This is a genomic window from Limnofasciculus baicalensis BBK-W-15, from assembly GCF_024178385.1.
Taxonomy (GTDB): domain Bacteria; phylum Cyanobacteriota; class Cyanobacteriia; order Cyanobacteriales; family Coleofasciculaceae; genus Limnofasciculus; species Limnofasciculus baicalensis.
The window spans coordinates 1-24,271 of sequence record NZ_JAMZMM010000041.1; the positions used below are offsets into that span (position 1 = coordinate 1).

Annotated in this window: 24 protein-coding genes and 2 tRNA genes; 11 read left to right on the forward strand and 15 right to left on the reverse strand. The window is 39.7% G+C overall.

Annotated features, from left to right (window positions below; translation table 11 throughout):
• The 6 genes from NJ959_RS06455 to urtA all read right to left on the reverse strand — a co-directional run.
• Nucleotides 1-1,095: HAMP domain-containing protein (locus tag NJ959_RS06455; protein WP_254010932.1), on the reverse strand; the 1,095-nt coding region annotated here is incomplete at its 3' end.
• Between the two features lie 190 nt (nucleotides 1,096-1,285).
• Nucleotides 1,286-1,987: an urea ABC transporter ATP-binding subunit UrtE gene (urtE, locus tag NJ959_RS06460; protein ID WP_254010933.1), complete on the reverse strand. Its 702-nt coding sequence runs from the start codon at nucleotides 1,985-1,987 to the stop codon at nucleotides 1,286-1,288.
• A 70-nt stretch (nucleotides 1,988-2,057) separates the two neighbouring features.
• Nucleotides 2,058-2,816, reverse strand: a complete 759-nt coding sequence (gene urtD / locus NJ959_RS06465) for an urea ABC transporter ATP-binding protein UrtD (RefSeq protein WP_254010934.1) — start codon at nucleotides 2,814-2,816, stop codon at nucleotides 2,058-2,060.
• 80 nt (nucleotides 2,817-2,896) lie between these two features.
• The gene (urtC, locus tag NJ959_RS06470) at nucleotides 2,897-4,066 is read right to left on the reverse strand and encodes an urea ABC transporter permease subunit UrtC (RefSeq protein WP_254010935.1); all 1,170 of its coding nucleotides are present in this window, start codon (nucleotides 4,064-4,066) and stop codon (nucleotides 2,897-2,899) included.
• Nucleotides 4,067-4,223: 157 nt separating this feature from the next.
• On the reverse strand, nucleotides 4,224-5,390 hold the full coding sequence (locus tag NJ959_RS06475) for an ABC transporter permease subunit (protein ID WP_254010936.1): 1,167 nt from the start codon (nucleotides 5,388-5,390) through the stop codon (nucleotides 4,224-4,226).
• 92 nt (nucleotides 5,391-5,482) lie between these two features.
• On the reverse strand, nucleotides 5,483-6,814 hold the full coding sequence (gene urtA, locus NJ959_RS06480; protein ID WP_254010937.1) for an urea ABC transporter substrate-binding protein: 1,332 nt from the start codon (nucleotides 6,812-6,814) through the stop codon (nucleotides 5,483-5,485).
• A 338-nt stretch (nucleotides 6,815-7,152) separates the two neighbouring features.
• On the opposite strand from urtA, the gene NJ959_RS06485 reads away from it, so the two are divergent.
• The 8 genes from NJ959_RS06485 (at nucleotide 7,153) to NJ959_RS06520 (ending at nucleotide 13,299) form a co-directional block, all read left to right on the forward strand.
• A tRNA-Tyr gene (locus NJ959_RS06485) sits at nucleotides 7,153-7,237 on the forward strand.
• A 51-nt stretch (nucleotides 7,238-7,288) separates the two neighbouring features.
• A tRNA-Thr gene (locus NJ959_RS06490) sits at nucleotides 7,289-7,360 on the forward strand.
• Between the two features lie 237 nt (nucleotides 7,361-7,597).
• Nucleotides 7,598-7,771 carry a hypothetical protein gene (locus NJ959_RS06495; protein ID WP_254010938.1) on the forward strand — a complete coding sequence of 58 codons (174 nt, stop codon included), beginning with the start codon at nucleotides 7,598-7,600 and terminating at the stop codon, nucleotides 7,769-7,771.
• A 91-nt stretch (nucleotides 7,772-7,862) separates the two neighbouring features.
• A complete protein-coding gene (locus tag NJ959_RS06500) occupies nucleotides 7,863-8,384 on the forward strand; it encodes a hypothetical protein (protein ID WP_254010939.1) in 522 nt (173 codons plus the stop codon).
• Nucleotides 8,344-8,955 carry a PIN domain-containing protein gene (locus NJ959_RS06505; protein ID WP_254010940.1) on the forward strand — a complete coding sequence of 204 codons (612 nt, stop codon included), beginning with the start codon at nucleotides 8,344-8,346 and terminating at the stop codon, nucleotides 8,953-8,955. The genes NJ959_RS06500 and NJ959_RS06505 overlap by 41 nt, the downstream gene beginning before the upstream one ends.
• 58 nt (nucleotides 8,956-9,013) lie before the next feature.
• Nucleotides 9,014-10,795, forward strand: coding sequence for an ABC transporter substrate-binding protein (locus NJ959_RS06510; RefSeq protein ID WP_254010941.1), 1,782 nt, complete (start codon nucleotides 9,014-9,016; stop codon nucleotides 10,793-10,795).
• 126 nt (nucleotides 10,796-10,921) lie between these two features.
• Entirely contained in the window at nucleotides 10,922-12,700 is a 1,779-nt protein-coding gene (locus NJ959_RS06515) for an ABC transporter substrate-binding protein (RefSeq protein WP_254010942.1), read from the forward strand.
• 80 nt (nucleotides 12,701-12,780) lie between these two features.
• A complete protein-coding gene (locus NJ959_RS06520; protein WP_254010943.1) occupies nucleotides 12,781-13,299 on the forward strand; it encodes a DUF29 family protein in 519 nt (172 codons plus the stop codon).
• 199 nt (nucleotides 13,300-13,498) lie between these two features.
• On the opposite strand, the gene NJ959_RS06525 is transcribed toward NJ959_RS06520, so the two are convergent.
• The 4 genes from NJ959_RS06525 to NJ959_RS06540 all read right to left on the reverse strand — a co-directional run bounded on the left by NJ959_RS06525 (nucleotide 13,499) and on the right by NJ959_RS06540 (nucleotide 16,377).
• A complete protein-coding gene (locus NJ959_RS06525; protein WP_254010944.1) occupies nucleotides 13,499-14,590 on the reverse strand; it encodes a DUF262 domain-containing protein in 1,092 nt (363 codons plus the stop codon).
• A 185-nt stretch (nucleotides 14,591-14,775) separates the two neighbouring features.
• Nucleotides 14,776-15,321, reverse strand: a complete 546-nt coding sequence (locus NJ959_RS06530; RefSeq protein ID WP_254010945.1) for an anti-sigma factor family protein — start codon at nucleotides 15,319-15,321, stop codon at nucleotides 14,776-14,778.
• Nucleotides 15,322-15,441: 120 nt separating this feature from the next.
• Nucleotides 15,442-16,101, reverse strand: a complete 660-nt coding sequence (locus NJ959_RS06535) for a sigma-70 family RNA polymerase sigma factor (protein ID WP_254010946.1) — start codon at nucleotides 16,099-16,101, stop codon at nucleotides 15,442-15,444.
• Nucleotides 16,102-16,224: 123 nt separating this feature from the next.
• On the reverse strand, nucleotides 16,225-16,377 hold the full coding sequence (locus NJ959_RS06540; protein ID WP_254010947.1) for a hypothetical protein: 153 nt from the start codon (nucleotides 16,375-16,377) through the stop codon (nucleotides 16,225-16,227).
• Nucleotides 16,378-16,421: 44 nt separating this feature from the next.
• Between NJ959_RS06540 and gntT the strand changes: the two genes are divergently transcribed.
• Nucleotides 16,422-17,771 (forward strand): guanitoxin biosynthesis MATE family efflux transporter GntT, encoded by a 1,350-nt coding sequence (gene gntT, locus NJ959_RS06545; protein WP_254010948.1) that lies wholly within the window; start codon nucleotides 16,422-16,424, stop codon nucleotides 17,769-17,771.
• Nucleotides 17,772-17,788: 17 nt separating this feature from the next.
• Nucleotides 17,789-18,805, forward strand: coding sequence for an aldo/keto reductase (locus tag NJ959_RS06550; RefSeq protein WP_254010949.1), 1,017 nt, complete (start codon nucleotides 17,789-17,791; stop codon nucleotides 18,803-18,805).
• On the opposite strand, the gene NJ959_RS06555 is transcribed toward NJ959_RS06550, so the two are convergent.
• From NJ959_RS06555 to NJ959_RS06565, 3 genes are read right to left on the reverse strand one after another with little or no spacing between them, the layout of a single operon-like run.
• A complete protein-coding gene (locus NJ959_RS06555) occupies nucleotides 18,798-19,667 on the reverse strand; it encodes a formyltransferase family protein (protein ID WP_254010950.1) in 870 nt (289 codons plus the stop codon). The genes NJ959_RS06550 and NJ959_RS06555 overlap by 8 nt on opposite strands.
• 55 nt (nucleotides 19,668-19,722) lie before the next feature.
• A complete protein-coding gene (locus tag NJ959_RS06560; RefSeq protein WP_254010951.1) occupies nucleotides 19,723-20,751 on the reverse strand; it encodes an SAM-dependent methyltransferase in 1,029 nt (342 codons plus the stop codon).
• Between the two features lie 16 nt (nucleotides 20,752-20,767).
• Nucleotides 20,768-21,319 (reverse strand): sterol desaturase family protein, encoded by a 552-nt coding sequence (locus NJ959_RS06565; protein WP_256528849.1) that lies wholly within the window; start codon nucleotides 21,317-21,319, stop codon nucleotides 20,768-20,770.
• Nucleotides 21,320-21,359: 40 nt separating this feature from the next.
• Here NJ959_RS06565 and NJ959_RS06570 point away from each other — a divergent pair, with 40 nt between their 5' ends.
• Nucleotides 21,360-21,560 (forward strand): hypothetical protein, encoded by a 201-nt coding sequence (locus NJ959_RS06570; protein ID WP_254010955.1) that lies wholly within the window; start codon nucleotides 21,360-21,362, stop codon nucleotides 21,558-21,560.
• Here NJ959_RS06570 and NJ959_RS06575 read toward each other — a convergent pair.
• Together NJ959_RS06575 and NJ959_RS06580 are read right to left on the reverse strand one after the other, a co-directional pair.
• Entirely contained in the window at nucleotides 21,557-22,873 is a 1,317-nt protein-coding gene (locus NJ959_RS06575; protein WP_254010952.1) for a cytochrome P450, read from the reverse strand. The genes NJ959_RS06570 and NJ959_RS06575 overlap by 4 nt on opposite strands.
• 21 nt (nucleotides 22,874-22,894) lie before the next feature.
• Complete coding sequence (locus NJ959_RS06580; protein WP_254010953.1) at nucleotides 22,895-24,037, reverse strand: glycine amidinotransferase; 1,143 nt, start codon at nucleotides 24,035-24,037, stop codon at nucleotides 22,895-22,897.
• Nucleotides 24,038-24,271 lie beyond the last annotated feature (234 nt).

Here is a 24,271-nt window from a genome sequence, read left to right on the forward strand (position 1 = left end):
GTTATTAATGTAACCTATATTGCCGTGGATAAAGTTAACTGGATTATTGATTTCATGGGCAATTCCGGCAACCATCCTACCTAAACTTGACATTTTTTCACTTTGAATTAGTTGAACTTGGGCTTGTTGCAATTCTTTAATTTGGATAGCGACTTGTTGGATGAGATGATTAAGAGATGTGGCTAATACTCCTATTTCATCTTCAGTCGTAACGGGGGCTTGCAATTCAAAATTACTCTCTTGGGTGACTTGTTGGGCTACACGGGTAACGGTTTCAATTGAACGAGCGATCGCACGACTCGTATAAAATGCTAAAATTCCTGCAATCCCAATTGATAGCATGATACTCCCGACAATAGTACTATCTCGCAGGATTTTAGCTTCTTCAACACGATCCTTAGCCTGTTGCTGTTGCGCTTCAGCAGATTTAACGAGTTGATCTAAACTATCTGAAAGCTGTTTAAAGTTGGGAACCAGATCCTCTTTGATATTCATAACAAAGATCTGTTTTATTTCTTGACTTTTTTTTACTGTTAGAGTTTCCGTCTCGAGTTTTTCTAACAGAGACTGAATAACTTGATTGTAGACAGCTAGTTTACTGTCACAAATTTTAAACAATGATTGGATTTGTTTCCTCCCGTTGGATTCCAGATCTTCATAATTGTTTAAACTTGATTCCAGAATGGCAAGTTGACTACTAACTTCGATCAAGTTATTATGTAATTGAATAATTTGATTGACTGAAATAGTATTGTTTTCATGTCGATCGATAATTTGTTTTTGATAATAGGTTACCGCCGTAAAATCCTTTTCTAAGTCTTGAATCAGATCCAGTCTGGCGACAGCAATATCTAATTCTTTTCTGACTTTATCGTAATGGGAATCTCCAATAATTAGTCCTCCTGTTGTGCCGATAACGGCGATACCAACAGCTAAAAAATAACCGCAGCCAATTTTCTGGTGAATCCGCCAACGGCGAGTTAAGTGATTCACCAAGAGTAGAGGCTTTGTCATGATACTGAAGCGATAAGCTAAATGCGATCCCTTGGTGGTAACTGGGTTATGGGGAGGAATACCCGAATCTGTGTGCTGCATAAACTAAGGTAACCTAGACAGGTTTGAAGCTCCGTCTATCCAATGTACAACATGTCTATGTCAATGGTGTGAATTTAGTTTGTCAAGAATCTTTTATACCTTAAAAGTAGGTGCGTTAAGTAACGCACCCTACAGATATCCCCATATATATCTATTTTTTTACTTTATTTATCCCTAATTCTTGCCCAGATTATACCGCTAAAAATCTTTGAATCACCTCATTACTAAGTTCACTTGTTGAGCCAGAAGCAACAATCCCACCCTTCTGCATAGCGTAATACCAATCCGCTTGTCGCACAAAATGCAAATGTTGCTCTACTAATAACACAGAAATACCTGTAGATTCAATAATACGGCGGACAGCGGCTTCAATTTCTAGGATAATTGAGGGTTGAATACCTTCAGTGGGTTCATCTAATACCAATAACTGCGGTTTCCCCATTAAAGCACGCGCGATCGCAAGTTGCTGCTGTTGTCCCCCGCTTAAATCGCCTCCCATCCGAGATAGCATGGATTTTAATACTGGAAATAAGGCAAAGATTTCTTCAGGTATTTCTGAGTTACCCTTTCTCCCTTTTGGACGTGCTTCTAAACCTAATAATAGATTTTCTTTTACTGTTAATCTGGGGATAATTTCACGCCCTTGGGGAACATAACCAATGCCTAATTTTGCTCTTTGATCTGGAGTTTTTTTATTAATCGGTTGATCTGATAATGTAATTGTACCAGTGCGAGGGTTTAGTAATCCCATGATGGTTTTGAGTAGGGTGGTTTTTCCTACGCCGTTACGTCCGATTAAGCATACCATTTGTCCGGGGGTTACGGTTAAATCTACGTTGCGGAGGATGTGGCTTTCGCCGTAGTAGACGTTTAGGTTGGTGATTTTTAGCATGTTTTTTTTTAACACAGAGGTACACAGAGGTTTACACAGAGGTGCGCAGAGGTTTTTTTTATTCTGTGGGTTATTGGTGAGGGTTTTCTGGGGTTTGTCCTAGGTATACTTCTATGACACGGGGATTGTTTTGGACTTCTTCGATTGAGCCTTCACAAAGTACTGAGCCTTCGTGGAGTACGGTTACTTTACGGGCGATTTGGCGGACAAATTCCATGTCGTGTTCGATGACAATAATTGAATGGCTTTCGGCTAGGGCTAGGAGTAATTCGCCGACGTTTTCTGTTTCTTCGTCTGTTAAGCCTGCTACGGGTTCATCTACTAGTAGTAAGTCTGGTGATTGGGCGACTAACATGCCAATTTCTAATCTTTGTTTTTCGCCGTGGGAGAGTAGGTTTGCTTGTAAATCTGCTTTGGCGACTAAACCAATGGTTTCTAATAAGCCTGCTACATTCCGTCTATCTGAGGATGAAGGACGACTAAATAGGGTGGATAGAACATTTTTATTACGATTGCAGACTAAATCTAGGTTTTCTCGCACTGTTAGATTGAGATAAACTCGCGGGGTTTGGAATTTTCTACCAATTCCTAATCTAGCAATTTTGTATTCGGGAATCCGTCGCAAATTCCTTCCTTGAAACAGTACTCTTCCCTGAGTGGGTTGGACTTTGCCTGTAATAATATCCAAAAATGTAGTTTTACCTGCACCATTGGGACCAATAATTACCCGCAACTCCCCAGCATCCATGTTAAAGTTTAGATTATTGAGTGCTTTAAAACCATCAAAACTTACAGTTATATTTTCTATTTCTAGTATTTTATCAGTCATCCAAAAACCTCTGTGTACCTCTGTGGAACCTCTGCGTACCTCTGCGTTAAAAAAACCTTATCCCAAATTTACTTTTCACCTCATCGACCAATTTCTTCCCTTTCTATTTGTACTTGTGGGTCTTCTTCCAGACTAGGATAAGTAATTAATGGTTCTTGCATTCTCAGGAGCGATCGCATTTTTACTATACCAGATTTTTGCCACCAACCGACGATACCATCGGGGAGTACTGTTACCACGATTAGGAATAGCGCACCTTGGAAAAATGACCAAACTTCAGGGAATTGCTCGCTCAAAAATGTTCCTGCTAATCTGACTAATAAGGTTCCTAATATTGCTCCTACTAATGTTCCTCGCCCGCCGACTGCTACCCAAATTACCATTTCAATTGATAGGGCGACATCCATCGAGTCGGGGGTAATAATGCCTGTTTGGACAGTGTATAATCCTCCGGCTATTCCGGCTATTCCTCCAGAAATTGCAAAGACGAGAACTTTGAATCCTGTAGGATCGTATCCGGAAAAACGCACTCTACTTTCATCATCCCGAATTGCGATTAATAACCTTCCAAATCTGCCGCTGGTTAGCCAACGACATAGTAAATAGGCGAGGATTAAGAATAGGATGGTAAATTCGTAGAATGCTAGCTGAACATGATTATCACTAACAATCATGCCTAACAGTTTGGTGGTATCAGTTTTTAATCCATTTGTCCCATTAATTAACTTCTGTTGACCATTGAAAAAGTTGAAGAATACTAATAATGCTGCTTGGGTTAATATGGAGAAGTAAACCCCTTTAATTCTGTTTCTAAATACTAGGTAACCGAGGAATCCGGCTACGATACTTGGCACTACAACCAGTGCTATTATTGTAATTGGTAGTGAGTAGAATGGATACCAAAATAAAGGTAATTTATCTACACCATAAAGGCTGAAGAAATCGGGTAGCTGCCCTGGAGGGAGTTGTAATTGCAAGTGCATGGCAAAGGCATAGCCACCGAGAGCAAAAAATATGCCATGCCCTAGACTTAGTAATCCGGTGTAACCCCAAATTAAGTCAATCCCAAGGGCAACAATTGCTAATGCCAAAAATCGCCCTAACAGTCTGAGGCGAAATGCTGGCAGTATCGTTGGCATTAAAACTGCAAAAAGTAGGGCAATTACTACGATGGCTATCCCTTCAATTAAAAGGGTTCGTCGCCGCTTACCTTTGATACTAACTGTTTCCCTTAATGTTTCTCCTGTCATAATCTCTCCCTAACTACCCACAAACCATTGCTCAAAACTATTACTCAAAAATATTAATAAATCTATTCCCTATCTCGAAGAAGTATGGAGGTATTCGTATTATTTTATCCCCTACTCCCTACTCCAAAAAACCTACTCCCCACTCCCCACTTTCAACTTAACCATCAACCATCCGTCCTTTTTGAGGGAATATGCCAGATGGTCGTACCTGCAAAAATGCAATAATTAAAGCAAATACCAGTACTTTTGCCATGCTTGTCGTCGCAAAAAAGGTTAACAAGTCTACTAAAGGCTTTAGAGATTCTACGGGTGGCAGCATTAAGGCTAATGTTCCAGAACCAATAATATAAGATACAGTACCAATTACTAATGCGGCTATAATTGTACCGACCAAATTACCAACACCACCAACAACTACTACCATGAAGGTATCAACGATGTAGTTTTGACCTGTATTTGGACCTACTGAACCGAGTAATGTAATCGCACATCCGGCAATTCCAGCAAGTCCTGAACCTAGAGAAAAAGTTAGTGCATCAACCTTTTGGGTGGGAATTCCCAAACAAGAACTCATACTACGATTTTGGGTAACAGCTCGAATTCGCAATCCCCAAATAGAGCGATTTAAAAACCAATAAGTCCCCAGAATACAAATAATCGTTAAACAAATAATAAATACACGAGCGTAGGGAACCTGGAAACTGCCAATAGGCAGCCCTCCCTGTAACCATTTTGGTGCTGTAACATCGACATTTCGGGCACTAAACCAAGGTCTAGTTATTGCTTCTTGACCTGATTTAAAAAGCAGGATGCTGACAGCAGTCGTAATTCCCAGAGATAGGGTCAATATTATCGGGGTTGCCCAACTGCGAATTCTGGACCAATCAATCCGTCGGCTGAGGATAGATATCCCACCAAAAAATAATAGACAAAATAGGACAATTCCAATTACCATCGCCCCATTTACACTCCGGACAAATTGTCGCAAAATTAGGCTAACTCCCCAAGTTGCCAAAAGGGTTTCTAGAGGACGACCATAGAGAAAGCGAATCACTCCTCTTTCCAAGGCTAACCCAGCTAAAGCTGCGACAATAAAGGCGATGGGTAGGGCTGCCCAGATATAATAACTTAACCATGGTTCGCCCAATGGTTTGAAGCAGTTTTGCACCACAAATGTGGTGTAAGCTCCTAACATCATTAATTCTCCATGGGCGAGGTTAATTACACCCATGAGTCCAAAAACAATGGCTAGTCCTAATGCGGCAATCAGGAGAACTGAGCCAATGCTAATACCATTAAATAGACCTTCTAATAATTGCGGCACTTTACTTTCGGATTTGCTAATAGATTTTAACAGCTAAGAGGTACATTTGTATGGTGCGTTAGCAAAGCATAACGCACCATTTTCACTAGAGATTAGGCTCCGATCTTATATTTGCCACCTTTCTTAGGATCTGACCAGTCACAACCATAACCCTTTGTATCAGCTACATACTGATTCCATGGGCTTGGCTCAACTGGTTTTTCGGTAGAGAATACAATCTTAAACTGACCATCTGGTTGGATTTCTCCAAGCCTGACTATCTTCGAGATGTGATGATTTGCATTCATCTTCACCGGACCTTCTGGCGCAGCAAATTCTTGACCAATGGCAGCCATTCTCACTTTTTCTAAGTCATCTGCAACTCCAGCTTTTTCTACCGCCTGTTTCCATAGGTAAACCATGATATAGGCAGCTTCCATGGGGTCGTTCGTTACTCGATCTTTCCCATATTCTTTTTTGAACGCCTCAACAAACTTCTTATTTTCTGGAGTATCCACGGATTGGAAATAGTTCCAAGCAGCATAATGACCTACGAGAAACTCAGGTCCAATTTGCCTTACTTCTTCTTCAGCAACACTCACAGACATAACCGGATATTTGTCGGGGGTGAGTCCAGCACCTTTAAGCTGTTTGAAGAATGCTACGTTGCTATCCCCATTAAGGCTGTTGAAAATTACACCACCATTGGGTAGTGCCTGCTTAATTTTAGTAATAATTGCGGTAACTTCAGTGTTACCAAGGGGCAGGTAATCTTCACCAACTGTTTTACCACCTTTGGCTTTAAGTTGCTCCTTAATAATATTATTGGCTGTCTGTGGGAAAACGTAATCAGAACCAACTAAGAAGAATTCTTTGCCTTTCTTTTCTAACAGCCAATCTACTGCTGGTTCAATTTGCTGGTTGGGTGCTGCACCTGTATAGAAAATATTTTGAGAGCATTCTTGTCCTTCATACTGGACAGGATACCAGAGCATGTGTTTCTTGGACTCAAACACATCTAATACTGCTTTGCGGCTAGCTGAAGTCCAGCATCCGAAGATAGTAACAACTTTATCTTGGTCAATCAGTTTTGCCGCTTTCTCTTTGAAGGTATCCCAGTTAGATGCACCGTCTTCCTTCATCGGCAGAATTTGCTTACCTAATACGCCACCCGCTGCGTTAATCTCCTTAATGGCTAGAAGTTCCGCATCCACCACGGTAGTTTCGCTAATTGCCATCGTGCCGCTGAGGGAGTGGAGAATCCCAACTTTAATTACGTCTTTGCTACCACCACCCGCCGCTGCTTGGGAGCCTGAATCTGCTTTCTTTTCTGTTGTATCCGTTGTTTGACTGGTTGGAGAACCACAACCTTTCAGGAGGATGCTGGTTCCCAAAGTTGCACAGCCGTAAAGGAGAAATTTCCGTCGCCCTAATCGCCTTGTCATGTCTTCAATCAGATTCCTCTATTGACGTACTCTCAATCTCAATTTCAGTAGTTAAGCTGTTGATGTGGAGAAACACACCATGCCGTTAAGCTGTGATATTAGAGCTATGCTATCGATTAATTTGTTACATACTATACAATATTTAGGTTCGGTAAAATGTTGTCGTTTCCCACGATCGAGGGAGGTCTGAGCTGTTTTAAGTTATAAGTGGGTATTTTGTCGTAACAGAAGACAGAAAAAAGGCGATGGCTTCGCCCGCCAGAGGCATCGCCAATTTGGAAAAAAAAAGTTTGATATTTTCGATCTCTTGTGCTACGATAAGTAATCGGTGAGGAAATGGGTCGATGCCCGAGTGGTTAATGGGGGCGGACTGTAAATCCGCTGGCTACGCCTACGCTGGTTCAAATCCAGCTCGGCCCACCACCTTAAATTTGGATTATAGTTAATCCAAAATCTAAAATCCAAAATTTATTTGCCCCTGTAGCTCAGTGGTAGAGCGCGTCCTTGGTAAGGACGAGGTCACGAGTTCAATCCTCGTCGGGGGCTTTTAACAAACCTATATCCTAATAAAACTTCTAGGCTTATCGCTTAAGTAGGATATTCAGAGTCATAGTACAAAATCTGGGTATCCTAATTGTTTTTTGGGTATCATCTGGTTAAACGGCTGAAAGTCTGATCATAAGGTATACTTAGTAGGGACTACTAAGTCCATAAAATCAAGACTCTGAGCAGGATAGAGCCTACTCAGGGTATTCTTATGGGGTATCTAAGTCTTATGTGCCGATGCCGATTGACCGCGAGAAAAACAAGCAACTCAAAGTAACGATACCGAATGACCTTCACAGGAAGCTGAAGATTATCTCTGAGAAAATAGGCATTCCTATGGCTCAAATGCTTCTACAGTCAGCAGTAGAGAAGTATAGAGATGAGCTTAAGGAACTAGATAAAGAAGAATAAAGCGATGATCTCCTAGATACTTGAACAGCTCATGCCATGGTAAAAAGGATATTTTATTCTTATATCCCATTCCCACTTCCCGGAGATACTTATGGAAACCGCCAATCCCGTTTTCCCCCCCCAAATCTCAGCAGATTTAATCGCCTTAGACAAAAATGGGCGAGTAATTCTAGTAGCAGATATCAGAGGTAGCCGAGTTATCAAACGTACCCTTTCTCGATTTACCTCCTACCTAAAAGCTACCCAGACTACTGTGCCTTTTGCCATGTTAGTTGACCCAGACACCATTCAGATTATTAAATGGGATGGAGTTAATTGGTCAGATGTTATCTGTTCCTTGAAAACTATTGATGTGGTGAAACATTATATTCGCGACTTTGACGAGTATATCCGCGACTACGAGAACAAATGGATAACTGGAGGTTATCTTAGCGCATTACTTCAGTCATGGCTGGACGACTTTGCATTCCACTGGAAGTTGATAACGCCGCCAGCAACAAAAGAATTAGCAGGAATTGGTTTGTTACAGCCACTAGTAGATGGTAGCACAAAAACTGACGTGGAGATTGCAGGTGATATTATACTTAGAAACGAATTTTCTGATAAGTATTAGTACAGGACGTGACCCCCAAGCTAATAGATTGCTGGAGAGTACACCATCATCAGTTCAGTTGGTAATCCCGAGTGTTTGCTATATGGAATCGCTATCAGCATTAGAACAGCAGCAGAAGTATAGCAAGCGTTTCGGTAATGAGCTAGATTTACAAATTAGCCAGGTGAGGCGAGATGTAACCTCATCTCAAGCTAAATCTCTATATGCTCTTTTAAGAGAGTCCAAAAATCAGAATGAGCAGCTACTCAAGGATATTGAATCACGTCTGTTTCAAGCACTAAATCAAATATCATCAAAGGCAGAGATGATTGAATTAACTGTGGATATGGTACAGGAAAGCTTGAATAGACCTTTCTTCAGAACAGATCATACAGATAACTTGATTTTGTACTCCATCCTACACCATGCTCGTTTGCACCCTAATGAAACAAAAGCATTCTTGAGTAGCAATTCCCGTGAATTTGGTCAAGCAGAAGTGCAAGAAGCTTTGACAAATGCTGGCGTAGTAAATTATTTCAGTAGTACCCAAAATTTTATCGTTTGGCGACAATCACAGTCAGGGGAAGAATAAACTTAAGAATGGGGAGTGGGGAGTGGGGAAGATGGATATTATTGCTAAATATAGAATTATGAAAATATCTACTATTACTGCTATTTCCCGTCCTTGGCTATTTGGAATTATAGCCTTAATCTGCGCGATCGCATTATCCGCTTGTAACCCAGCTCAATTTAAAACTGAGGCGGCTGAAGTACCTCAAGTTGTATTGAGTATTTTGAGCGATCCCAAAACCTTTAACTACGCACTCTCTAGCGAATCACCCAATATTTTTGGATTAACTTACGAAGGATTAGTGACAGAAAATCCCTTGACTGGCAAAATTGAACCTGACTTAGCAGAATCCTGGGAAATTTCTGATGATAAACTCCAAATTGTCTTTACCCTACGCCAGGATTTAAAGTGGTCAGATGGTGAACCATTAACCGTAGATGATATCATTTTTACCTACAATGAAATCTACTTCAACAAAGAAATACCCACCGATGTTAGAGATGTTTTCCGGATTGGTGAGAGTCGGAAACTCCCTACAGTCATAAAACTCGATCGACGAAGGATAAAATTTACAGTACCAGAACCTTTTGCTCCTTTCTTAGGCACTACTTCAGCACCCATTTTACCCGCACATGCTTTACAAAAATCAGTAAAAACCAAAAACGCAGAAGGTAAACCTGAATTTCTCTCAAAATGGGGAGTCGATACGCCACCAGAACAAATTATTGTTAATGGTCCTTACAAACTAGAAAACTATACAACTAGTCAGCGAGTTATATTTAAGAGTAACCCTTACTATTGGCGCAAAGACTCCCAAGGAAATCAACAGCCTTATATTGAACGGATTATCTGGCAAATTGTCGAATCCACAGATACCTCTTTGCTACAGTTTCGTTCTGGAGGATTGGATTCTCTTGGTGTTTCTCCTGACTATTTCTCCCTAATCAAGCGGGAAGAAAAGCGCGGTCAATTCAAGATTTATAATGGTGGTGCTAGTTACAGTACATCGTTCTTTTTCTTTAATCTCAATAAAGGAAGTAGAAAAGGTAAACCTCTAGTCGATCCGATTAAGTCTCGCTGGTTCAATATGGTAGAATTCAGACAGGCTGTTGCCTACGCCATCGATAGAGATAAAATGATTAATAATATCTTTCGGGGATTGGGGCAAACCCAAAATTCCCCCCTTTCCGTGCAAAGTTACTATTATCTTTCGCCAGAGGAGGGATTAAGAGTTTATGATTATAATCCTGAAAAAGCCAAAGAAGTGCTTAAAGCCGCTGGATTTCAATATAATAATAAAGGAGAACTATTCGATCCTGAAAGCAACCCCGTTCACTTTACCTTAATTACCAATGCTGGTAACAAAATTCGAGAAGCTATGGGATCTCAAATTAAACAAGACTTAGGTAAAATTGGCATTCAAGTAGATTTTACTCCCCTGGCGTGGAATACTTTAACAGATAAGCTGTCCAACAGTCTAGAATGGGAGAGTGCTTTGCTGGGATTGACAGGTGGAAATGAACCCAATGATGGAGCCAATGTTTGGGCACCTGAAGGTGGATTGCACATGTTCAATCAAAAACCTTTACCTGGGCAGCCTGGATTAGAAGGTCAAAACTTTGCCCCATGGGAGAATAAAATTGGTCAGCTTTATATCCAAGGAGCAAGAGAATTAGATCCAGCAAAGCGGAAAGCGATATATGATGAATCGCAGCGACTAACTCAGGAGTATTTACCGTTTATTTATTTGGTTAATCCCTATTCTATGAGTGCCGTGCGCAATCGCATTCAAGGTATTAAATTTTCTCCTCTTGGTGGAGCATTCTGGAACATTCACGAGCTGACAATTGTAGATAAGTAATTTGTTGTTAGTTGTTGGTTGTTGGTTGTTAGTTGTTGGTTGTTGGTTATTGGTTATTGGTTATTGGTTGTTGGTAAATTTCCTACTCCCCACTCCAAAAAACCCACTCCCCACTCCCCATTCCTTATGACTCAATTCTCTCGTCGTTGGTTTTTAACTTGGCTAGCCTCTGGTGCAGCAACAAGTATCCTCACTAGTTGTACTCCCGCAAAATTGACAACTAATGCGGCAGAAGTCTCTCAATTAGTCTTCGTCAATCCTAGTAATCCCACTACATTTAACTATCCGCTAAATGATTCAGCTTTCAGTGTTTTTGGCTTCCTATATGATGGATTAATTAGTGAAAATGGAGTCACCGCAGAATTGGAACCAGCACTTGCTGAATCTTGGCAAATCTCTGAAGATAAGAAGCGAATTACATTCACTCTGCGAGAAGGAATAAAATGGTCAGATGGGGAACCTCTCACTGCTGATGATGTGGCTTTTAGTTATAACGAAATTTATCTCAATGAAAAGATACCCACAGGAATTAGAGATATTCTGCGCATCGGTACTGCGGGTGTTTTTCCAGGGGTAAAAAAACTCGATCAAAGGCGAATTGAGTTTAGTGTACCGGAACCTTTTGCCCCATTTTTACGATATGCCGGAGGTATACCTATTTTACCTGCTCATGCGTTGCGGGAGTCTGTACAGACAACTGATGCTAATGGCAATGTTAAGTTTCTCTCAACTTGGGGGACTGACACTAATCCTCGCAAAATTATCGGAAATGGTCCCTATCGAATGATCGGTTATACTCCGAGCGAACGAGTAATTTTTGAGCGTAATCCCTACTACTGGCGCAAGGATGATAAAGGGAATCCTCAACCCTATATTGAGCGAATTGTTTTGCAAATTATCGAAAATCCCGATACTCAGTTACTGACATTTCGCTCTGGAGAACTCGATAGTTTTAGTGTAGCACCTGAAGGGTTTGGGTTGCTTAAGCGGGAGGAAAAGAAAGGGAAATATACTATTTATAATGGTGGACCAGATTTAGGGACTAGGTTTTTGAGTTTTAATTTGAATAAGGCTCGCAATAATCAGGGAAAGCTATTTGTCGATCCGATTAAGTCTCGCTGGTTCAACACTTTGGCATTCAGGCAAGCTGTTGCTTATGCTATAGATCGAGAAACTATGAAAAATACTACTTTCCGGGGATTGGGTGAATTGCAACATTCGCCAATTGCAGTGCAAAGTCCTTATTATTTGTCTCCAGAAAAAGGGTTAGAAACATACAAATATGACCAAGAGAGTGCCAAAAAAGTTCTGCTTGAGGGTGGGTTTAAATATAACGAAAAAGGACAGTTATTGGATAATGAGAGTAATTTAGTTAGATTTACCTTGTTGGTGAAAGCTGAGGAGAAGGTAAGGGTAGATGCTGCTGTGCAAATCCAACAAGATCTGAAAAAGATTGGGATTCAAGCTGATTTACAAGTAATCAATTTCAATGTAATTGTCGAAAAGTTACAAAGTCGGAATTGGGAGGCTTATGTTGGTGCATTTGGTGGGGGTGGAGTTGAACCGCACAACGGATTTAATATCTGGTATTCTCAAGGATCGTTGCATCAATTTAATCAAGGTATGCAACCAGGTGAGCCGCCAATTAAAGATTGGAAAGCTTCGGATTGGGAGTTGGAAATTGACAGATTATTTGAAGCTGGGGTGAAAGAATTGGATGAGAATAAGCGTAAGGAAATTTATGGCAGGTTTCAGCAAATTGTTCAGGAACAGTTGCCGTTTATTTATCTGGTGAATCCTCTTTCTTTGGAAGCTGTACGGAATCGGATCAAAAATATTAAGTTCTCTGCTTTGGGTGGAGCTTTTTGGAATTTGTATGAACTTAAAATTATGGGAAATAAGTAGGGAGTGGGGAGTGGGGGAATGAGAAAAGGAAAAATAGGAAACAACCAACAACCAACAAACTTTTAGTCAAGGTAATTATTATGACGCAAGAACTAGTAGAACTAAGATCTAGTATCTTGGAGGGAAGATATGATGATGCTTTAGCAATTCTAGATGAGTTAGATGGGATGAGTAAAAAGTCAATATTGCTGAATATTCAATCTTTTTTATCTAGATTACTAATTCATTTGATAAAAAACCAAGTTGAGCAACGCTTAACTAATTCTTGGGCTGCTTCTATTTCTGATTCTATTCGCAAAATTCAAAACTTAAATCTCAAAGAAAATAAAAAATCTTATTACATCAATATAGATGAATGGGATTCGTTGCTTGAAGATGAATTTGATGCAGCAATTGATGCGGCGAGTGTAGAAGTAATGGGTGGTAACTCCACTCCATTTCAACTTTTAGATATGGTGAATAAAACCGAAGTAATTCTCACAGCTAAAAAATTGCTAAATCTGACTTACGAACATTCACCAAAGACATTAACGGGAATTATTCGGCAAAATTTAGCTGAGTTACCAGGAGGAAACAATTGGTTTGAGGGACGGCACTAATTATAGCAACCGCTAAGGCGGTTAGGAAAATTACCCTGCACTAACTATTTTAAATATTCTTTGTTTATTAATTTTGTTTTTGTATTATTAGCATTACCCATGCTTAATTTAATTGAACCTTTCTCTAAATTTTTCAATAACAAAAAATATCTCCTAACTTCTTGAGCGCGTTTATCAAAATCTGTAAATAATGTACTTTTCATAAATTAGCTAGAAGCTGATCGCGAACATACTCAATACGAGCAATAACTTTGTTTTTAGAACTACTTGCATCAGATTGAGTATATTTTTTAAATGCTGGAGAATCTAAAAAAACAGTTGATTTTGGGACTAGATTCAGATTTTCTCTTAATGCTAGAGTAACCCCTACAGTAATAGATTCAAACTTAATTCTAGTTGTTGGTTCATAGCTTTTTTTTGTTTTTCGATAAATATGTAAAGCATCAGGAAAATATTTTTTTACAAATTCTAACATTAAATAAAACTCATTTCTCATTTCCTCAATATTGAGTAAAGTAGATTTATTTTGTTCTTCTAAATATTCATCCAAAAATTCATGAACTTTTCTCCCAGAGTAATTTTTATAATTATTTAAAAATGCAAAAAAACGCAAGACAAATTCTTGTGGATCTCTTTTATCAATTTCAGTTTTAGTAAAAGAACATAAATCTCTAAATTTTTCATCTTGTGATACTTCCTCAATTAGATCGAGAAACTTTCCTGGTTTACTTCCCCTACGTTTTTCCATTTCATTTAATTCAACACTACCAGTATTAATTCTCTCAAAAAGATCTCTTCTTACTTCTTCATCCGCTTCGTCTGTTAATTGAATCATTCTGATAGTAGTTCTCTTAAAACGTCTTTGACGCGGTGGCGGTAAGTCTTTAAAAGTAAACCCATTAAGAGTTTCTAATTTTTCAAGATTATTTAATTTAAGTTCATTATTAATAAACCTATCTAAAGTACGAATACGTTGTGTACCATCTATAATTTCTAAACGGGATGAATCCGTAGACTCTGATATATCAGCAACAAAAATATAAGGTATTGGTAAACCTAACATTACAGATTCAATAAATTTTGATTGCCTATCTTCATCCCAAGCCATTTCTCGTTGGTAGTCTGGAATAAATAATTCATTTTTATCTTCATCTATTCGATCTAAATATTTTTGAACAATTACTTCGATAGGGTATTCTAAAGTGTTGTAGTCAACCCGCTTCCTTTTGTCACGAATTTCTGCTTCCGCATTTTCTTTGCGTTCATCTGTAATTTCTAATTGACTTACCATGTTTGATAATTTATTTGAGTGAATATTTAAAATTATAGATTTTGGGATTGAGTTATAGCAACCGCCACAGTGGTTAAGACATTCTCAGCTAGAAAATTTTAACAAGTGGCTCTAAGCCACTTGTCCTAACACGGGCGACTGCTATCCTATCCAAATAACTAATAACTAACAACTAACAACTAATATTAATTGATATCATTTTTATTAACCTTACCGCTTTCTGTCTGTGGCTGCCCAAATTTATCAGAAGATGACACTGCTGCTTTAGGAATCTCAATAACTGGTCTGTTTACTGCAATCATTAAGGGTTCCGTTGTAGCTGCTGGTGGTGTAACTTTAGCCTGTTGCAGTGCAAATTGAGAGCCGGGGAAAATTCCTGAGAAAGCACCCACAAACACAGCCGCGATCGCAGCACCACCCCAGAGTGTGGCATATTTTATCCTGCGGCGGTTAATACGACCAAAAACCCGCCCGACTATTTCTTGAGTAGAAATTTCAGTAGATGGCACCGGTAGCTTATGGAAACCCCCACGTATCTTGAGGAGTCTGGCGTACAACCGCTGCATCTCCGGTTCCCTCGCCAACCATTCCTGCACGGTTATCCGCTCGGCTGCGGTAACCTCACCATCAATGTAGGCACTTAGTAATTCAAAGCGATCGCGCTGTAAGCTATCCATTTCTCTAGCTGCTTCCGGTCTGGATTGTTGAGGAACGTTAAAATTGGAATTCATCTTTAGAACAACACCGATTCATCACAAGCGCCGGGTAGAATACCCTTTTATATATTTCATCATAATGGAAATTAACAATCGCCAAAGAAAACAATTTATTAAGAGGGGTCACCAACTCGATTATGATTCCAAATAGGTTTGGAGTTGAGACTGTAGCCTCGCTCTTGCCCTAGCAATTCTCGACTTGACTGTTCCCAAGGAGACACCAGTAATTTCCGCAATTTCCTCGTAAGGCATCCCTTCGATTTCTCTGAGGACAATAGTAGTGCGGAAAACCTCTGGCAAATCTGCGATCGCATCTCGTAGCTGCTCGTAAAACTCTCGCGTCGTCATATCTTCGTCGGGGCTTGGGCTGTCAGAGGCGATTTCCCAATCCATATCCCCATCATCCATGTGACGTGGCGCATCTAGCGAGAGGGGGGGAGCTACCCGTTTGCGTTTCCGCAGCTCATCATAAAAGAGATTAGTGGCAATCCGGCTCAACCAACCCTGAAACTTAACAGGTTCATTAAGTTTACTGATGTTACGGTAAACCCGAATCCATACTTCTTGCGCCAAATCCGCTCTATCTTGCCAGTCGGGTGCTAAATGGTACAGAATTTTATCCACATGAGACTGATACCGACGGAGCAGTTCGGCAAAAGCGACGCGATTGGGGCTAATCCCCTCCTGACAGCGCAAAATCAGATCGTAATTGCAGAGTTTTTCAGGCTGCACTACTGGTACTTGAGGAACTGCTACCTCAAACGTTGTCGTTGGCCAGGGTATAGAATTAGGCATAGGTGGAATGGGTGTAAAACATCCTTTCCTATCCCAGACGCTTGAGTTTCTACAGAGTTCCCGCCAAGCAAGGCAATTTTTGAGGTTTTGTTTTCGCCAGTCCCCGAAACAGGATCTGGTTACTTAACCATTATCGCTCTTAAGAATCCCAGGTCTTCCCCACACGGGGATTCTTAAGACATCAAGCGCCTGAATATCCTGATAAATCAGGTTCATCCCAGCATATTCAAGTTGCTGCACCGTGACTTGAGTGAAGACTTTCTCGATCTCCTTCAATTTCCAGAATACCTTATCTTATAACTAGTAACTTCAGTTAATCCATGAAGCTTTCCCTCCCCAGTCAGTATAACTTCCTCGATCGCTTCTTTCGACTAACCCTCGCCAACGTTGTCTCTAACATCATAGTGCCGCTGTCAGGTTTAATTAGTGTGGCTTTCTTAGGACACCTAGAAGAAATCCGTCATTTAGCAGGAGTTGCCCTCGCTGCCATCTTGTTTGATTACATCTACTTCCTTTTTAACTTTTTACGGATGGGAACCACTGGGGTGACCGCTCAAGCGGTTGGACGCGATGACCGAGAAGAAATGCTGCGAGTAGTACTGCGGAATGGATTAGTGGCTTTGGGCTTAGGTACGGCAATCTTGATGTTGCAATACCCTATCCGAGAACTGTGGTTTGCCATAGTCAGTGCTACTCCAGAAGTCAAAGCTTCAGGGATTGACTATTTCAACGTCCGAATTTGGGGAGCACCTGCGGTTTTGCTGAATTGGGTTCTCATTGGTTGGCTGTTGGGACGAGAAATGAGTGGCAAGGTGTTGCTGATGTCTGTAGTGGGCAACGGTGCTAATGTGGCGTTCGACTACCTCTACATTGTCCGCTGGGAGTGGGCAAGCACGGGAGCTGGAATTTCTCAAGCTCTAAGTCAATATTTGATGTTGTTAGTAGGGCTAGTTTTGGCAAGTCAAGACATCCAGTTCAAAGAGTTACAAACAGCATTTCAACAGCTTTGGGATTGGTTAGCCTTTAAATCTGCTTTTACCCTCAACGGCAATATTTTTGTCCGGTCTTTAGCCAATATGACTACCTGGGCTGCTTTCGGTAATCTCAGTGCGCTAATGGGGACAATGGTGCTTGCAGAAAATGCTTTACTATTGCAGATAATATTGCTAAGTGTATTTTTGGTGGAGGGAATTGGTTTTGCTACCGAAACCCTGACTGGCAACTTTAAAGGTCAGACAGCTAACGACCAATTTATCCCCTTATTGCAGGTGGCAGTAGGAACCAGCCTGTCGGCAGGACTTTCCATAGCGGCAGCCTGCATCCTTTTTCCTGAAACTATCTTTGGCTTATTATCTGACCATACTGAAATTATCGAGCCAATTAAAGTTTACGTTCCTTGGTTAATCCTCGTTTTAGGATGTCAGGCTATTGCTAGTACCCTCGATGGGTACTTCGGAGGTTTAGCGGAAGGTGAACCTATCCGTAACGCCAGTTTATACGGTGCTTTATTGGGATTTGCACCCTTAGCGGGCTGGGCATGGCAAGCTCATAGTAACCAGATTTTGTGGCTGGCTATGTCGGGGTTTATGGTAACTAAAATGGTGGCGATCGCCGTTCAAGTGCCAAGCACATTTCAGCATAATAGTGAAGCGATCGCCTCTCTGGATTAATTTTACTTTTTCCGATTATGAATCTACCCTCATCGAGCCGACTACAGTTAACGCCAGACTTGAATATCTGCCGCATTTTAAACGGAATGTGGCAAGTATCTGGCAAGCATGGAGCAATTGACTCCACCAGCGCTATTCAGACTATGTTCGATTATATAGATGCTGGTTTCACCACTTGGGATTTGGCAGATATTTACGGTCCAGCAGAAGATTTTATCGGTCAGTTTCGGCATCAACTAGCTACAACCCGAGGACAAGAAGCTTTATCTAATATTCAAGCCTTCACCAAATGGGTGCCAAAACCCACTCCTATGACTAAGCAGTTTGTTGAGGAGCAAATTAATATTTCCCGCCAAAGGATGGGAGTTAAAACTCTCGATTTATTGCAATTTCACTGCTGGAGATACCAGGATAACAACTATCTGGATGCCCTCAAGTATTTGTCAGAACTTCAGGTAGAGGGCAAAATCAAGCACATTGGCTTAACCAACTTTGATACCGAACACTTGCACGAGATTGTTGAGGCTGGAATTAATATCGTTTCCCATCAGGTACAGTTTTCTCTTCTCGATCGCCGTCCGGAAGTGAACATGATACCATTATGTCTGGAAAAGAATATCAAGCTATTCACCTATGGCACTCTCTGCGGTGGCTTTTTATCAGAGAAGTTTTTGGGACAACCCGAACCTCAAGCAGAACAGCTTTCTACCGCTAGCTTGAAGGAATATAAAATCACTATTGATAAATGGGGTGGTTGGGGCTTATTTCAAGAATTGCTGAGTGTGCTGTCTTCTATTGCTGCCAAACATGGAGTTAGCATTTCTAATATTGCAGTTCGCTATATCCTCGATAAACCTGCGGTAGCTGGGGTTATTGTTGGTGCGAGGTTAGGGATATCAGAGCATTTAAAGGATAATGCTAGGGTATTTAATTTGCAGCTAGATCGAGAAGATAGCGATCGAATCAATGCTGTGTTGGAGAAATCACATAACTTGTATGAGTTAATCGGTGATTGTGGCGATGAACTCAGATAGGAGAAGATTGTGTTTTTTCTGTAAGAACATAATTTTTCATTGATAAATATGCTGCTTCCGCTAGTTGGCGTTTTTCGGGAGTGAAATCTTTGCTCAGAAAATTACGACTCGTTAATTGAGGGTTAGGTACAACTCCAGCAGGAACCATGTCCTGGTTACTAAGAATTTCTTTGGCAGTTTTAACGTAGAAATTGTTTCCAGTTACATATAAATAAGCTTTTAACTCCCAGATAGAATTAAATTGAAACGGATCGATAATTTTTTCGGCTCTAATTATTGGTCCAGTATCTACGCCTTCATCAATGTAATGTATAGTTACTCCAGCAGCTTCCCTAAACTTGTCAATGTCTTTGAGAATAGCAATGTTTTCGAGAGGGTAAATTCCTCTTGCATAAGGCAAAACTGCTGGGTGGCAATTTATTATGCGTCTCTGGCTAATTTCTATCCACCAGGTTTTGAGGATTTGCTCTTGATAAGAAAAAAAATAAGGTTGGGAATTTTTACAGGTTTCTTTCAACCAGTTTTTAGCAGATTCTCCATTAAGATTACGACCTAAAAAAATCGTTTGATGGTAGTCTGTAATCGAGTATTTAGGAATTCCAAATAGACGGATTGCAGCTTCCACTATCTCATCAAAATCCGGATATAATGAAAAAAGATCCCTAGAAATTTCATCATTCAATTTGGCTCCTGCATATTTGGCATGAAATTCCTTTCTTTGTTGAATAACTTTATCTGATGGACGATCTTCTCTAACTAATATTCCTTTGAAGTTTGGTAAACCATCAAAATTTTCAATCCACTTAGATGCTAAATAACAACATAAAATGTTTGTATCGATTAGCAAATAAAAATCTTTCATTTTACTTTTTTTTATTATGTGAGATAAATGTTTTGAATCGTGTATAAGTTGAAACCTAGATTATAATTTGCTTTTTGTAAACCCTAGCGCTCTCATTTTGACAAACCGTAGCATCAATCTCATATTTAGGTTGTGCAGTTGAGACATCCCTCTCAATTTTAACTTTAATCAAGTCACCAGCTTTGAGTTTTAGGGGTTTTTCAAATAGTTTAATATATATAACTCGCCAATTGGTTTTTTGTCCCAGACTATCAATAACTGTTTCTGGATCTACCCACAGGTTTATGTAGAAAATAAATCCATCAAATAAGCTTGGTTTTTGGATAAAAAATTCTAGATTTTTCTCATCTATCATCACCAAATCTTCTGCAAAAACTATATTTTCAAATTCTTGTGGTTCTGCAATCAGATTATGTACAGGAAAATTATAGGTTACATAAGTTCCTGGTTTAGAAAAATTCCAATCATTACCTCTGTTGATTACATTTTTTAAAATTAAGTTAAGAAACAAATTAACGATTTGTTTCTCTGGGGAAAGTTTCAATGGCGATACAGGAGCTATTTTCGTAATGCACTGGTAGGGAATAAACTGTGCATCTGACTTTAAAAATCGTCTTTTAGCATCATTAACCGCTAGCACCATACCTTCCCAACTACCTATAGCTCCAACAATTTCATGTACCAATATATCGCATCTTTCTTCTATCTCTACATCTAGTGAAAGTCCTTGATAAATTTTAATCTTTTTTTCCAGCTTAAGTTCTTTTAGGAGTTTTTTTGACTGTGCGAAACTTTTTTCATTTTCTTCTGTTGTATAAATTTTTTGAACTCCTGCCTCTACACAAATTTTGGGTAAAAATAATGATTTGCCAGTGCCAATTTCAACAGCTATTTTGTCTTTAACTTTATTAAAAATTACTTTTCTATAGGCTTGCTTTCGGATTGCATCATTTTCGATAAAATCATAAATTGTATTTTCATATAGTTGATTGTATTCATGGATAGAATTTGTCTTCTCATGGGGACTTAAGAAGACAAAATTTCTGTTTTGGAAGAATTTTAAAATGTCTGATAAAACAGTCATAGTCTTAACTAAATTCCTAAATACCTACAATCATCCTTACTGTCACTGGTTCGCCATCTAAACCAAATTGCTCCTTACTATAGTCAATGGTGTCTGGATCTACATAAGTTCCAAAGATGCGATCAAAGAACGTGAACATAGCACATAAGTTCTTACCATCTGGATAATAGTGATGTACAGCATGAAAGTTAGGTGTATTATAAACCCACTCCACTATCCTCATCCAAGAGTTCCGTTTTACATTGAGATGTATCCAATTCAAATTAACCGTGTGATGCAGCACCACAAAAATCATAACTTCTGGCGGAATAGATAACAGTGGAAACCAAATAAATACGAATTTGAATAAAAACTGACTGGTAAAACTTGTTCTTTGTCCAGATAACCACCATAACGGAAGTGACTCAATCGAATGATGCCAGTGGTGGGCAAGCCAGAGAAATTGATAGCTGTGCATTGCCCTATGTATTACATAGTAAGTAAGGTCTGATACAAGATAAGCAATTATTAGTCTGAGCCATAAGGGTAAGGATAATATCCATATCAAGATTAGTGACTCCTTAATCAAGGGTGAAGCTATTAGTTTGATGACTGGGGCAAAAAGATAGATGAGAACAGTAGTAAAAGCTATTGATATTACTGCTGCTCCAAAATCTTTGAGAAATCTAGCTTTGTATTCGATTCGGCTTAAAGGGGTTCGGATTTCCCATATCCACAGAATAGCACCTGAAATAAAAATTATTGACAAGTTTATTACTAAGTCTCTCATCATTGACCTCACTGTTAAGGACTTTCAAACTTCTACTTAACAATCTTGTTTCACCAACCGCAAACCAACCGGAGCTAAAATCGCATTCCGACTTTGGGGTTTTACAGACTGGTTATCCGCTAATTTGAATTGATAGTTAAATACGATAGTTGCCAAAATTAGATTCATTAAATACAGAGCTAATTCATCTCCAATACAACTCCGAATCCCACCACCAAACGGCATAAATTCATAGGCAGAAAATTGACGATCAATAAAACGTTCTGGCTTAAACTTGTTCGGTTCTGGATATAAATTTTCTTGTCGATGCAGTAGATAATTACTGATAGAAACTATATTTCCCGGTTGTAATTCGTAACCTCCTATTTCAGTGGGTGTTTTAATACCGCGAGGCAGAATAAACATTGTAATCGGATACATTCGTAGAGTTTCATTGCAAACAGCAGTCAAATAGGGAAGACGATAAAGACTAATTGGTTCGGAACAGTCCCCTGAGTTTTCTATTTCTTGAAGCAGTTTTTCCTGAATTTCTGGATTACGGTAAACGCAGTACCACGACCAACAAATTGCAGCAGTAGTCGATTCATTTCCTGTGGATAATAGTAATAACAAGTTATCCAGTATTTCTACATCAGTTAGGGGCTGTCCCTGTTCGTCACGAAACAACATCATTAGGGACAGCATATCTGTTTTATCTGGCTCTAGATAAGTCCGACGTTCTGCTATTTCAGCATAAATTAGTTGTTCTATTTGCTGCCGTGTTTGGAGAAATTTCTGCCCTAAGTTTCTCTTGCCTAAAACTTTGGGGAAAAACCTTAACAGGGGAAACCCTGTCGTTTTAGCTGCAAACAAATTCAACAGAGAAACTATCAGATTTTTCAGATGTTGATAGCGCTCTTTTTGAGCAGAACCAAACAAAATTTCGATGAGAACTTGCAGTGTAATATCCTGTGCAACTTCCCAAGCCAAAAATGGTTGGTTCATTGGTAACTGCTGCATCACTTGGTGGGTGACATCGCAAATTAATTTTCCGTAATCGCGTACCAGTTTTCCGTGTAGAGGAGGCATCAATATTTTACGCAAAATTTGGTGGCGATCGCCTTCGCTTGTCGCTACTGAATTATTGCCAAATATTGCTGTTAATTCTCCAGGAAACGAGACGATTCCTAAATGTTTATCCCGATTTTCGATAATTTGTTGAGCAGCTTGGGGAGTATAAAACATCATCAGAGGACTTCCCCAATCTATTCCTTTTGCCCAAAAAGCTTCAGGATGACTTTCAAATGCTCTTTCCCAGTAGCCAATAGGAGCGAGAATTAACTCAATTCTCTGCCACCATGCGGGAGTTTTCAAACTTTCAACTTGTTTCACAAATTAACTAGAGTAATCTTCTAATTTTCCTTCTCTGACCGTATCCAATGTAAAGCAATGGAACCCACCACCAAAAAGTCGTCGATGCCTGTGCCTGACTGGAATAGGTGTAAAACCATGCTTCTCTAAGGTTGTCATCAGTTCGGGAAACAAGGAGTTAACAATTACTTTTTCCTCATCCACCGATAAAATATTTAAGTCAATATATTTGGTGGTCAAAATCAACTCGTCATCCTCATATTGAGGAAAAATATTCTCCGTTGGTTCTGGAGGATAAATGATATCCCATTTTTGCAAGAATTCTGGCAGTTTATCTAGAAATTGGGGGTGGCGCAACAACAATTTACCTGGTCTTAAAGGCAGAATAATACTATCAATATGATTGTCGGTCAACTGAAAAATCTTGTGTAATCTGAATTTATCCCCCAAATGTCGCTCCAACCACTGAAATCCTAACCAATGATTTTCTGTCGCCACATTGACGATAATATCTTTGCCCAAACGGATACATTGGGCACCATCAATCATCATCTCATGTCCGACATCAAACTCTGAGGTGTTTTGAGTGTAAATATTTTCCACACAGGGGGTGCGATCGCTTGACACATAAGACATATCAAAAGAGCGATCGGTCATTATTGGTCTGGGCATGGTCGTCCATTTTGCCCCTTGATTAAAATAATGATAAAATATCGGCTTTAACAAATCATTCTCGAAATACCTAGCTCTGATTTGAGGAGGCGTTTCAATAATTTCGTTACCAATGATTATCGCTTGGTCGCGCACATTTAAGGCGGGAATGCAAGTCGCCTCCCAATAAGGAGTTGTAAACTTGATGGGATGACTCAACGTCATAGGTTTGTGGACTTTTACCCCTAACCCTTCTAGAGTGCTGACCAATTCCTCGACATCCTCTGTTAACTCTTCGAGATATTTTTTCCCCAGTTTCCTGGTTGAAGAGGTTGCTTGAGCGATCGCCGCGCTCGGATCATTGGACTTCTCGTAATGGGGATACCAAAATGTAGCGTAAGCCACATCGTGAAAAAACAGCTTGAAAGATAGTTCCAAGTCTTGGGTATTGTAATTAATCGGCGAACCCACGATAACTTCTTTCAATGGAGACCATTCGTCAAAGCTGTTTAGCATTTATTTACATTTCCGGTTTCTTGAGATCGACTGACTTCAATTTATCCTACAATCCTGCCTCTTTTTTTTTATACCACAAGATGTCCTGTTTTTGTCAATCATTTTTCAAATTTTAAATAACTTAACAAAATCAAATATGAAACCTACCCACACCCCACACCTTATACAAATCTGACATTGCCAACTATCTAACCATAGTACCTCGTGATACTCTCCACTCACTATAAGCAATCA

Coding starts and splice junctions, on each gene's coding strand:
- urtE (WP_254010933.1), bottom strand. CDS start 1,987: ATGCTAAAAATCACCAACCTAAACGTCTACTACGGCGAAAGCCACATC.
- urtD (WP_254010934.1), bottom strand. CDS start 2,816: ATGACTGATAAAATACTAGAAATAGAAAATATAACTGTAAGTTTTGAT.
- urtC (WP_254010935.1), bottom strand. CDS start 4,066: ATGACAGGAGAAACATTAAGGGAAACAGTTAGTATCAAAGGTAAGCGG.
- urtA (WP_254010937.1), bottom strand. CDS start 6,814: ATGACAAGGCGATTAGGGCGACGGAAATTTCTCCTTTACGGCTGTGCA.
- NJ959_RS06495 (WP_254010938.1), top strand. CDS start 7,598: ATGCCGATTGACCGCGAGAAAAACAAGCAACTCAAAGTAACGATACCG.
- NJ959_RS06500 (WP_254010939.1), top strand. CDS start 7,863: ATGGAAACCGCCAATCCCGTTTTCCCCCCCCAAATCTCAGCAGATTTA.
- NJ959_RS06510 (WP_254010941.1), top strand. CDS start 9,014: ATGAAAATATCTACTATTACTGCTATTTCCCGTCCTTGGCTATTTGGA.
- NJ959_RS06515 (WP_254010942.1), top strand. CDS start 10,922: ATGACTCAATTCTCTCGTCGTTGGTTTTTAACTTGGCTAGCCTCTGGT.
- NJ959_RS06520 (WP_254010943.1), top strand. CDS start 12,781: ATGACGCAAGAACTAGTAGAACTAAGATCTAGTATCTTGGAGGGAAGA.
- NJ959_RS06525 (WP_254010944.1), bottom strand. CDS start 14,590: ATGGTAAGTCAATTAGAAATTACAGATGAACGCAAAGAAAATGCGGAA.
- NJ959_RS06530 (WP_254010945.1), bottom strand. CDS start 15,321: ATGAATTCCAATTTTAACGTTCCTCAACAATCCAGACCGGAAGCAGCT.
- NJ959_RS06535 (WP_254010946.1), bottom strand. CDS start 16,101: ATGCCTAATTCTATACCCTGGCCAACGACAACGTTTGAGGTAGCAGTT.
- gntT (WP_254010948.1), top strand. CDS start 16,422: ATGAAGCTTTCCCTCCCCAGTCAGTATAACTTCCTCGATCGCTTCTTT.
- NJ959_RS06550 (WP_254010949.1), top strand. CDS start 17,789: ATGAATCTACCCTCATCGAGCCGACTACAGTTAACGCCAGACTTGAAT.
- NJ959_RS06555 (WP_254010950.1), bottom strand. CDS start 19,667: ATGAAAGATTTTTATTTGCTAATCGATACAAACATTTTATGTTGTTAT.
- NJ959_RS06560 (WP_254010951.1), bottom strand. CDS start 20,751: ATGACTGTTTTATCAGACATTTTAAAATTCTTCCAAAACAGAAATTTT.
- NJ959_RS06570 (WP_254010955.1), top strand. CDS start 21,360: ATGAGAACAGTAGTAAAAGCTATTGATATTACTGCTGCTCCAAAATCT.
- NJ959_RS06580 (WP_254010953.1), bottom strand. CDS start 24,037: ATGCTAAACAGCTTTGACGAATGGTCTCCATTGAAAGAAGTTATCGTG.